At 67.6% G+C, this 10330-nt stretch carries 8 protein-coding genes; 7 read left to right on the top strand and 1 reads right to left on the bottom strand.

All coding sequences use genetic code 11. The features are described from left to right. The 7 genes from IT540_RS18270 to IT540_RS18240 form a co-directional block, all read left to right on the top strand. The coding region (locus tag IT540_RS18270; RefSeq protein WP_291181107.1) for a sigma 54-interacting transcriptional regulator at nt 1-879 on the top strand (879 nt) is incomplete at its 5' end. A gap of 370 nt (nt 880-1249) precedes the next feature. After that, entirely contained in the window at nt 1250-3553 is a 2304-nt protein-coding gene (locus IT540_RS18265; protein ID WP_291181105.1) for a PAS domain-containing sensor histidine kinase, read from the top strand. 52 nt (nt 3554-3605) lie between these two features. Then, nucleotides 3606-5000, top strand: a complete 1395-nt coding sequence (locus IT540_RS18260; protein WP_291181103.1) for a sigma-54 dependent transcriptional regulator — start codon at nt 3606-3608, stop codon at nt 4998-5000. A 540-nt stretch (nt 5001-5540) separates the two neighbouring features. Then, entirely contained in the window at nt 5541-6401 is an 861-nt protein-coding gene (locus IT540_RS18255; RefSeq protein ID WP_291181101.1) for a D-amino-acid transaminase, read from the top strand. A 179-nt stretch (nt 6402-6580) separates the two neighbouring features. Continuing rightward, nucleotides 6581-6832 (top strand): RNA chaperone Hfq, encoded by a 252-nt coding sequence (gene hfq, locus IT540_RS18250; protein ID WP_291181099.1) that lies wholly within the window; start codon nt 6581-6583, stop codon nt 6830-6832. A 114-nt stretch (nt 6833-6946) separates the two neighbouring features. Beyond that, nucleotides 6947-8269, top strand: a complete 1323-nt coding sequence (gene hflX / locus IT540_RS18245) for a GTPase HflX (protein WP_291181108.1) — start codon at nt 6947-6949, stop codon at nt 8267-8269. 185 nt (nt 8270-8454) lie between these two features. Continuing rightward, nucleotides 8455-9678 (top strand): FAD-dependent oxidoreductase, encoded by a 1224-nt coding sequence (locus IT540_RS18240; RefSeq protein ID WP_291181097.1) that lies wholly within the window; start codon nt 8455-8457, stop codon nt 9676-9678. A 41-nt stretch (nt 9679-9719) separates the two neighbouring features. On the opposite strand, the gene IT540_RS18235 is transcribed toward IT540_RS18240, so the two are convergent. Next, nucleotides 9720-10330, bottom strand: a 611-nt coding sequence (locus IT540_RS18235; protein ID WP_291181095.1) for a MazG family protein, incomplete at its 5' end; no start/stop codon positions are given.

The following is a 10330-nucleotide window of genomic DNA, read 5'->3' as shown; positions in this document are numbered from 1 at the left end:
GGCCCGTTCGTCGCCATCAACATGGCCGCGATCCCGCGCGAGCTGATTGAGAGCGAGCTGTTCGGCCCCGAGACGGGTGCCTTCACGGGCGCGCAGACGCGCACGCCGGGCCGCTTCGAGCAGGCCGAGGGCGGCACTCTGTTCCTCGACGAGATCGGCGACATGCCCCTCGAAGCTCAGACGCGCCTGCTGCGCGTGCTGCAGCAGGGCGAATACACAACTGTCGGCGGGCGCACGCCGATCAAGACCAACGTGCGCATCATCGCCGCCACGCACCGCGACCTCAGGAGCCAGATCCAGCAGGGCCTGTTCCGCGAGGACCTTTACTACCGCCTCAACGTGGTGCCGCTGCGCCTGCCGCCGCTGCGCGAGCGCGTCGAGGACATTGGCGACCTCGTGCGCCACTTCCTGCGCCAGGCCGCGCGCGAGGGACTCGGGCAGAAGTCGATCGAGACCGCGGCCATCGAGCGGCTCAAGGCGCACCCCTGGCCTGGCAACGTGCGCGAGCTCGAGAACTTCGTGCGCCGCGTGGGCGCGCTCTATACGCAGGACACGCTGACCCAGCAGATCATCGACCAGGAGCTGGCCGAGGTGCTGCCCAAGCGGAGCCCGACGTCGGACAGCGAGCCCAAGGATTTCTCGGAGCTGGTCGAACGCTATCTCGCCCAGTATTTCGCGAGCTTCGGCAAGGAGCTGCCGCCGCCAGGCCTCTACGACCGGGTGATCCGGCAGGTCGAGCATCCGCTGCTTTCGGCGGCGCTCGCGGCTACACGCGGCAACCAGATCCGCGCCGCCGAGCTTCTGGGCCTCAACCGCAACACGCTGCGGAGCCGCATCAAGGCCCTCGACATCCGCGTCTTCCGCACGCCCATGCCGTAGGAAAACGACTTGGTTCCCGTCAGGCGTGGCTGGATGCCGGCCTACGCCAGCATGATGTTGTCATGTGGACCCCGCGTGCGCCCGCACACCCCGTCACCCCGGCGAAGGCCGGGGGCCAGACACCTCGCCGCAAAGCCAAGGCACTTGCCTCGCTGCACCCACCAAAGGCCACAGGCGCGTGGCCGGCTTGCACACAAGTCGTTAAGTCGCACCAATTGCGTCGCAAGAATGTCACAGTTACAGTGTGGTTTGTGCCCGGCGCACGCCACCTCAGTTGCTCGAAGTGGCGGCGACGCAAGACCGACACGAAGCGTCGTGCTCGGAATGTAACACTTACGCGGACGCGCACGCGGCAGCACCGGAAAGGTCCATGAGCGAAAAAAGCTCACCAGGCACGGCCGGCTGGACGGGCGGCACGGCGTCTCCGCTGCTCGATGTGACCGACCGCGCGTTCTGGATCGGCCTTGTGGTCGTGGTCCTGTCGCTCGTCTCGGCGCTCGCAACGTACCTCATACTTACGGGTCTCACCCCCATCGCGCCGCGCGACGACATCGTACTCGGCGCGCTCCTGATCAATGTCATTCTGATCGCGGCCATGATCGGCGTCATCGCCTGGCAGGGCTACGGCATGTGGCGCGCCTGGCGCGCCAAGCTCGCCGGCGCCCGGCTGCATGTGCGCATCGTGCTCCTGTTCTCGATCATCGCCGCGCTGCCGACCATGCTGCTGGCGGTCGCCGCCACCACCACGTTCTCGCGCTCGCTCGACGGCTGGTTCTCGACGCGCACGCGCGAGATCATCAACAACTCGGTCGAGGTGGCTCAGGCCTACGTCGTCGAGCACGGACAACTCCTACGCACCGACATCGCCAACATGGTGCGCGACATCGATTCCGCGGCCGACCAGATCCCGGCCGACACGCCCGAGTTCAAGCAGCACATCATCGCGCAGGCGGGACTGCGCGACATCCCCTCCGCTTACGTTCTCGACGGCAAGGGCGATCCCATCGTCGCCGCGCTCGAGGACAAGCAGATGCCGTTCACGCCCGTCCCTTACTACTACCTGACGCAGGCAGAGGCGGGACAGGTGGCGCTGTTCACACCGACGGGCTCGTCCCAGGTCTCTGCGGTGGCCAAGCTCAACCGCTATCCCGACCGGCTCCTCTACGTGACGCGTCTGCTCGACGCCAAGGTGATGGGGCACCTGCAGCGAACCGCCCAAAGCGTCGACGAGTATAACCGCCTGCGCGCGGCGCGCGGCGGCCTCAAGCTCGCGCACGGCCTGATCTACACCATGATCTCGATGACAGCGCTGCTCGCCGCCATCTGGGTCGGCCTCTGGTTCGCGAGCCGCTTCGTGGCGCCGATCCGGCGCCTGATCGCCGCCGCTCAGCAGGTCTCGCGCGGCAACCTCGCGGTCGAGCTGCCCGAGCGGCGCGGGGAGGGCGACCTCCGCCGTCTCTCCTCGACCTTCAACACCATGACGCGCGAGCTGAAGCACCAGCGCGACGCGCTGATGACCGCCAACGAGCAGCTCCTCGACCGCCGCCGCTTCATGGAGGCGGTGCTCTCCGGCGTTTCGGCGGGCGTCATCGGCCTCGACAGCCAGGACCGCATCACGCTTGTCAGCCGCGCTGCCGAGCAACTCCTGGCGACGACGGAGAAGGAGATCGTCGGCAAGAAGCTCGTCGACGCGCTCCCCGTTCTGGCGCCGGCCCTCGAGCGGCGCGAGGAGCAGGGTATGAAATCGCGCGGCGCGCAGGAGATTTCGATCACCATCGGCGAGGAGGAGCGCACGTTCGCCGTCCGCGTCACGCGCGAAAAGGCAGGCCCGGGCGACGTCGGCTCCGTGGTCACCTTCGACGACATCACCGAGCTGGTCTCGGCACAGCGCACCTCCGCCTGGGCGGACGTCGCGCGCCGCATCGCCCACGAGATCAAGAACCCGCTGACACCGATCATCCTCTCGGCCGAGCGCATCCGCCGCAAGTACGGCAAGGTCATCGTCGACGACCGCGACACCTTCGACAAGCTCACCGCCACCATCGAGCGGCAGGCGGGCGACATCAAGACCATGGTCGATGAGTTCGCCTCGTTCGCGCGCATTCCAAAGCCCGTCATCGAGATCAACGACCTGCGCGACGCGGTGCAGGACGCGGTCATCCTGTTCCGCGAGAGCCATGGCGGCGTCGTCTACGGGCTCGACATGCCGGAGGCTCCGCTCGACGCCGCCTTCGACCGCCGGCTCCTGACGCAGGCCGTGACCAATCTCGTCAAGAACGCGACCGAGGCCGTTGAGGCGGCCATGGAGGCGGAGCCGGGCCGGCAGGGCCGTGTGGACGTGGCGCTGCGCGTCGACGACACGATGGTCGCCATCGATGTCATCGACAACGGGCCTGGGCTGCCCAAGCACAACCGCTCGCGCCTGCTCGAGCCGTACGTGACGACCAAGGGCCACAAGGGCACGGGCCTCGGCCTCGCCATCGTGGCCAAGATCACCGAGCAGCACGGCGGCGAGCTTCTGCTCGACGACGCGCCGCAGACGCCCGAGCGCCCGAGCGGCGCGCGCGTGACGCTGTCGTTCCCCCTATCCATCCTGACGCCGAAGCCTCCGCCGGAGGCAACGGCGACCGACGATGGCGCGCCGCGGCGCGCGGCCGGCGGACGCGACTTATGAGAATGGACCCTTTTGGACACGCACCCTGACGAGAGCACGAGGGAGTTGAGCAATGGCTGCAGACATCCTGATTGTCGATGACGAGGCAGATATCCGGGAGCTCGTCGCGGGCATTCTCGAGGACGAAGGACATCGCACGCGATTGGCGCGCGACAGCGACGAGGCCTTGCGCATCATCGAGGAGCGCCGCCCCCAGCTCGTCATCCTCGACATCTGGCTGCAGGGAAGCCGCCTCGACGGTCTCGAGGTGCTGTCCGTCATCAAGCGCACCTATCCCGAGCTGCCGGTGGTCATCATCTCCGGCCACGGCAACGTCGAGACCGCGGTGACCGCCATCAAACGCGGCGCCTACGACTACATCGAGAAGCCGTTCAAGGCCGACCGCCTGGTGCTGGTCACGCTGCGTGCGCTCGAGGCCTCCCAGTTGAAGCGCGAGGTGCGCGAGCTCAAGGAGCGCTCGACCGTCTCGGCGGAAATGATCGGCAAGTCGCCGGCCATCAACCAGTTGAAGAGCGCCATCGACCGTCTGGCGCCCACCAACAGCCGCATCCTGATCCGCGGCTCCTCCGGCGCCGGCAAGGAGCTCGCCGCGCGCATCCTGCACCAGAAGTCGCAGCGCGCCGACGGGCCGTTCATCGTGCTCAACGCCGCCTCCATGGCGCCGGACCGCGTCGAGGAGGAGCTGTTCGGCACCGAGGATCGCTCTGGCGGGCCGCGCAAGGTCGGCGCGCTCGAGGAGGCGCACGGCGGCACGCTCTATATCGACGAGGTCGCCGACATGCCGATCGAGACGCAGGGCAAGGTGCTGCGCGTGCTCGTCGAGCAGAAGTTCCAGCGGCTCGGCGGCGCGCAGAAGGTCTCCGTCGACGTGCGTATCGTCTCCTCCACGAGCCGTGACCTCGAGCGCGACATGGGCGAGGGCCGCTTCCGCGAGGATCTCTACCATCGCCTCAACGTCGTCCCGCTGCGCGTGCCCGGCCTCGCCGAGCGGCGCGAGGACATCCCCGACCTCATCCAGTATTTCGTGAGCCAGCTCTCGCAGGCCTCTGGCCTCGCGCCGCGCCGCATCGGCGAGGACGCCATCGCCGTGCTGCAGGCCCACGACTGGCCGGGCAACGTGCGCGAGCTTCGCAACAACATCGAGCGCCTGATGATCCTCGCCGGCGGCGACCCCGGCGCGGTGATAACCGCCGACATGCTGCCCGAGGAGATCGGCTCCAACGTGCCGCTTCCGGTCAACGGCGGCGCGGAACATCTCATGTCGCTGCCTTTACGCGAAGCGCGCGAGATCTTCGAGCGCGAGTATCTGCTCGCGCAGATCAACCGCTTCGGGGGCAACATCTCGCGCACGGCGGAGTTCGTCGGCATGGAGCGCTCGGCGCTGCACAGGAAGCTGCGCGCGCTCGGCGTCTCGTCCGACCAGCGCGTGAGCGAGAAGGTCGGCTGAGGATCGCGTGTCGGGCACCGCATCCTTCCGGCTGAAATCGGAGCGCCGCTATTCCCCTTCCCCTTTTAGGGAGGGGTTAGGGGTAAGGGGAATCCCGACCGCTGCCGTTTTGGACTCCCCCCCTTCTAGCCTCCCCCACAAGGGAGGAGGGACACCGTTGCGAGTTACGCAGGACTCGCCGCTCTGGCTCGAGCTCTCGCAACGACCCCTCCGCCTAGGAGAGGTCGGAAGCGATCGGTCGTGGCGAAGCCAGGCTCCACATGGACGATCGCTTGCGGGTGAGGGGGCGACGCGGCAGTCCTGGCGTCGGCCTTCCCGCTCGGAAGAGCTGAGCGTACGGCTGCTGCACCGTCGCACGAGGATTCCGCCAACGCGGAGAATGTGGATGTTCGCGTGGATCCCGACCTTCGTCGGGATGACGTTGGTTATGTGGATGCCGCCCACCTCCTCTCGACGTCATCCCGGCGAAGGCCGGGACCCACGCAAGTCCCCACCTGCGCGACATCGAATGGCTGCAACGGACACCGCAAAGGGCATGGCATGACGCGCGTCGTCTACGTCAACGGGCGCTACCTGCCGTACGCCGAAGCCGGCGTCCATGTGGAGGACCGCGGCTTCCAGTTCGCCGACGCCATCTACGAGGTCTGCGAGATCAGGGACGGCCGCCTCGTCGACGAGACGCGCCACATGGACCGGCTCGAGCGCTCCCTCGGCGAACTCGCCATAGCAAAGCCCATGTCGCGCCGCGCGCTCGGCCTCGTGATGCGCGAGGTCGTCCGGCGCAACCGGATCAGGACCGGGCTCCTATACCTGCAGGTGACGCGCGGCGCCGCGCCCCGCGACTTCCCGTTTCCCCAGGGCGACGTCACGCCGACGCTCGTCTGCCTGGCCCGCCGCGTGGACGACGCCAAGCGCGAGGCGCGCGCCGCCGCCGGCATCGCCGTCGCGACCCAGCCCGACATCCGCTGGGCACGCTGCGACATCAAGACCGTCATGCTGCTGCCGGCCGTCCTGGCCAAGGAGGCCGCGGCCGGAGCCGGCGCTCAGGAGGCCTGGCTCGTCGATTCGGCGGGATTCGTGACCGAAGGGGCCTCGAGCAATGCCTGGATCGTCGACGGCGCTGGAACCCTGATCACGAGACCGACCGGAAATGCAATCCTGCCCGGCGTGACGCGCAGAACGCTTCTTGACTTATTGAGTCGGGAAAAAATCCCGCTGACGGAGCGGGCCTTCACCGTGGAGGAGGCGCTTGCCGCGCGCGAAGCCTTCATTACCTCGGCTTCCGGCACCGTGATGCCCGTCGTCTCGATCAATAAAGTCCCCATCGGCAGCGGACATCCTGGAACGCTGACGCTCCGCCTGCGCTCAATATTTCATCAGGTTGCCGAACTTTCTCACTAAGGTGCTGTGACTTCAAATCTCTATGTTGTCCCGCAGCGCACTCGCGCCTATTGTCCCGCAATCAAGATATGTTAGCTGCTTTCTGAGTTACGGGTTTCTCGGCACGCCCGTGGCGGGTTGCGCTTAATCCGCGACCAACATCAAAGTCCAGGAAGAGGCAAAAAAAAGAGGCAACAAAGATGGCCGCAGATCGCGCTCAGAACCTCCAGGACACGTTTCTTAACCACGTCCGCAAGAGCAAGACCCCCCTCACGATCTTCCTCGTCAACGGCGTCAAGCTGCAAGGCATCGTGACGTGGTTCGACAATTTCTGTGTTCTCTTGCGCCGCGACGGCCACTCGCAGTTGGTCTATAAGCACGCCATATCGACCATCATGCCGGGCGCTCCGGTCCATTTGATGGAGGCGGAGGTCGACGGTCAGCAAGGGTGAGTAGGTCCCATCGACCGCAGCACGAAGCCGGACAAGGCTCCGGCCAGGAAGGATCCGCATAGATCGGGCTTGAGCCTCGAGGGCACGGGCGCGCACGCGACGCAGGCGGCCGCCATGCGCACGCTCGTGCTTGTGCCGGTGCTCTCCCGCGCGCGCGGTTCCGCCGGTGCGGAGCAGAACCCGCGCGTTTCACTGCATTCCCCCGAGGACCGCTTGGCGGAAGCCAAGGGGCTGGCTGAGGCCATCGACCTCGACGTGATCGCCGCAGAGCTCGTTCCCGTTCCGCAGCCCAAGCCCGGAACGCTGTTCGGCTCGGGCAAGGTGGAGGAGATCGGCGCCCGCGTCGGCGACGACGAGATCGGCCTCGTGATCGTCGATCACGCCATCAGCCCCGTGCAGCAGCGCAACCTCGAGAAGGCGTGGAATGCCAAGGTGCTCGACCGCACCGGACTCATCCTGGAGATCTTCGGGCGGCGCGCGCAGACGCGCGAAGGCCGCCTGCAGGTCGAACTCGCGCATCTCTCCTACCAGAAGGGCCGCCTCGTGCGGGCCTGGACCCACCTCGAGCGCCAGCGCGGCGGACGCGGCTTCCTCGGCGGCCCCGGCGAGGCGCAGATCGAGCTCGACCGGCGCATGCTCGACGAGCGCATCGTCGCCATAAAGCGCGAGCTGGAGGGCGTCGTGCGCACGCGCGACCTGCACCGCAAGGGCCGGCGCAAGGTGCCCTATCCGATCGTCGCCATCGTCGGCTACACCAACGCCGGCAAGTCGACTCTCTTCAATCGCGTGGCGGGCGCCGGCGTGCTGGCCATGGACCAGGTGTTCGCGACGCTCGATCCGACCATGCGCGAGGTGCGGCTGCCCTCCGGCCGGCGCATCATCCTTTCCGATACGGTGGGCTTCATCTCCGACCTGCCGACACAACTCGTGGCCGCCTTCCGCGCCACGCTCGAGGAGGTAATCGAGGCCGACCTGATCCTGCACGTGCGCGACATCGCGCACGCCGAGACGGAGGCGCAAGCGCGCGACGTCGAGGCCGTGCTCGCCGATCTCGGTGTCGACACGGTCGCAGCCGACGGCCACATCCTCGAAGTGTGGAACAAGACCGACCTGCTCTCGCCAGTGACGCGCGCCGAGGCGGAAGCCGCTGCACGGTTCCGCACGCCGCAGCCCGTGCTCATGTCGGCCGTAACGGGGGAGGGCATCACCCGGCTGCTCGACACCATCGACACGCGCCTCGGCGCCGCCGACGAGATCCTGACGCTCACGCTGCCGGCGCACGAGGGCCGCCTGCTGGCCTGGATGCACGAGAATGCGGACGTGCTCGCCCAGGAGCCGGACGGCGAGGGCCGCGTCGTAACGCGCATCCGCATCGCATCGGAGAAGAAGGCGCGCCTCATGCGCCAGCTCGCGCTTGCCGGACTCTCCCCGCCATAAAGCGCATCCACTCGCACCCGCGATCCGCAATCGCGCTAATGTGTATGGATTGTCGTCCCAAGCGAGTTCAATTCAGCTAATAACACGTCGCTCCGCTACGTCATGGCCGGCCTTGACCCGACCATCCAGGGGCCTCCGCGAAACGCTTGTCGGAAGATATTTGACCATGCTGTGAGGATGCCTCGATGACGGCTCTCGCCACCCAGTGCTGCATTGCCGGCGGCGGGCCGGCGGGGCTGATGCTGGGCTACCTCCTTGCGCGCGCCGGCGTGCGCGTGATCGTGCTCGAGAAGCACGCCGACTTCCTGCGCGATTTCCGCGGCGACACCGTGCATCCCTCGACGCTGGAGGTGATGGTCGAGCTGGGACTGATCGACCGATTCCTCGAGCTTCCGCACCAGAAAGTGCGCAAGCTCGGCGGAAGGGTCGGCGGAACGCCGGTGACGATCGCGGACCTCACCCATCTGCCCGTGCGCGAGCCCTACATCGCCATGATGCCGCAATGGGATTTTCTGAGCTTCATCGCCTCGGAGGCCAAAAGGCATCCAACTTTTGCGCTGCGCATGAACACGGAGGCAACCGACCTCGTCGAGGAGCACGGCACCGTCGTCGGCGTCAGGGCGCAGGCGCCCGACGGGCCGATCGAGATCCGGACCGATCTCGTGGTGGCGGCTGACGGGCGCGGATCAGTGCTGCGGGCGCGCGCCGGTCTCAAGGTCGAGGATCTGGGTGCGCCGATGGATGTGCTCTGGTTCCGGCTGCCGGCGCGGCCGGAGGAGGCTGGCGAGACCATGGGGCGCTTCGGCGCCGGCTCGATCCTGGTGCAGATCTTCCGCGGTGACTATTGGCAGTGCGCCTATGTCATCCCGAAGGGCGCGTTCGGCGCTCTCAAGGCAGCCGGTTTCGACGCGTTCCGCGACACCGTCGCGGCGGCCATGCAAGTCGACCGCGCGCGGCTGGACGCCATCGCGAGCTGGGACGACGTGAGCCTGCTGACGGTGCGCGTCGACCGCCTGCTGCGGTGGTACCGGCCGGGCTTCCTCTGCATCGGCGACGCGGCGCATGCCATGAGTCCCATCGGCGGCGTCGGCGTGAACCTCGCCGTGCAGGACGCGGTGGCCGCCGCCAACATCCTCGCCCGACCTTTGAAGGCCGGGACCGTCCGCGTAGAGGATCTGAAGGCCGTGCAGAAGCGCCGCATGTTCCCGACGCGCGTCACGCAGGCCATCCAGGTGGCGGCCCAGAACACCATCATCGGGCCGACGTTGAAGCTGCGCGAACAGCCGAAACCGCCTTTCGCACTGCGCCTGATGCAGCGCTTTCCGTTTCTTCAGCGCATTCCCGCTCGCGTGCTCGGCCTCGGCGTGCGCCGCGAGCACGTCGCCGATTTCATTCGCGCCGCTGGATGAGGGGCACGGTTCCCTCTCTTCGTTCTTACGGAAGAGGGGGATCAGCGGCGCTCGCCCGCCTTCGCCTCGTCCCAGAGCGCGTCCATCTCGGCGAGCGTCGAGTCCGCGAGTGCACGGCCCTGCTGGGCGAGACGCACCTCGATATGGCGGAAGCGACGCACGAACTTCTCGTTCGCAGCGCGCAGCGCGGCCTCTGGATCGAGCTTCAGGTGGCGCGCCACGTTGGCCATCACGAACAGGAGGTCGCCGAATTCCTCCTCGATCTTCGCGATGCGATCCAAGCTGCGCTCTGCCGCGCCGCGCGGATCGGCGGGGAGGGCCTCGTGCTCCAGCTCGGTCAGCTCCTCGCGCATCTTGTCGAACACCGGCGCGAGCGAGGGCCAGTCGAACCCGACCTTCGCGGCTTTGTCCTGCAACTTGACGGCGCGCGTGAGCGCCGGCAGCGCAAGCGAAACGTCGGCGAGCAGCCCATCTCCGCGTCGGCCCGTCGGCAGCGGGCTCTCTGCGGCGCGCAGCGGAGCCTCGTTTCGCGCGGCTGCCTTGGCCGCGCGCTCCTCGGCCTTGATCCTGGCCCAGAAGCCGGGCTCCGCTCCGGCGGCGCGCTCCTCGGGCGTGCCGAACACGTGCGGGTGGCGGCGGATCATCTTGGACG

The sequence above is a fragment of the Hyphomicrobium sp. genome (assembly GCF_020852195.1).
Lineage (GTDB): Bacteria > Pseudomonadota > Alphaproteobacteria > Rhizobiales > Hyphomicrobiaceae > Hyphomicrobium_C.
Note: the sequence above shows the minus strand (reverse complement) of the source record. Positions and strands in the feature narration are given on the sequence as shown.

Excerpts from the sequence above, each read along its gene's own strand:
- IT540_RS18265 (WP_291181105.1), top strand. The coding sequence starts at position 1,250 with ATGAGCGAAAAAAGCTCACCAGGCACGGCCGGCTGGACGGGCGGCACG.
- IT540_RS18260 (WP_291181103.1), top strand. The coding sequence starts at position 3,606 with ATGGCTGCAGACATCCTGATTGTCGATGACGAGGCAGATATCCGGGAG.
- IT540_RS18255 (WP_291181101.1), top strand. The coding sequence starts at position 5,541 with ATGACGCGCGTCGTCTACGTCAACGGGCGCTACCTGCCGTACGCCGAA.
- hfq (WP_291181099.1), top strand. The coding sequence starts at position 6,581 with ATGGCCGCAGATCGCGCTCAGAACCTCCAGGACACGTTTCTTAACCAC.
- hflX (WP_291181108.1), top strand. The coding sequence starts at position 6,947 with ATGCGCACGCTCGTGCTTGTGCCGGTGCTCTCCCGCGCGCGCGGTTCC.
- IT540_RS18240 (WP_291181097.1), top strand. The coding sequence starts at position 8,455 with ATGACGGCTCTCGCCACCCAGTGCTGCATTGCCGGCGGCGGGCCGGCG.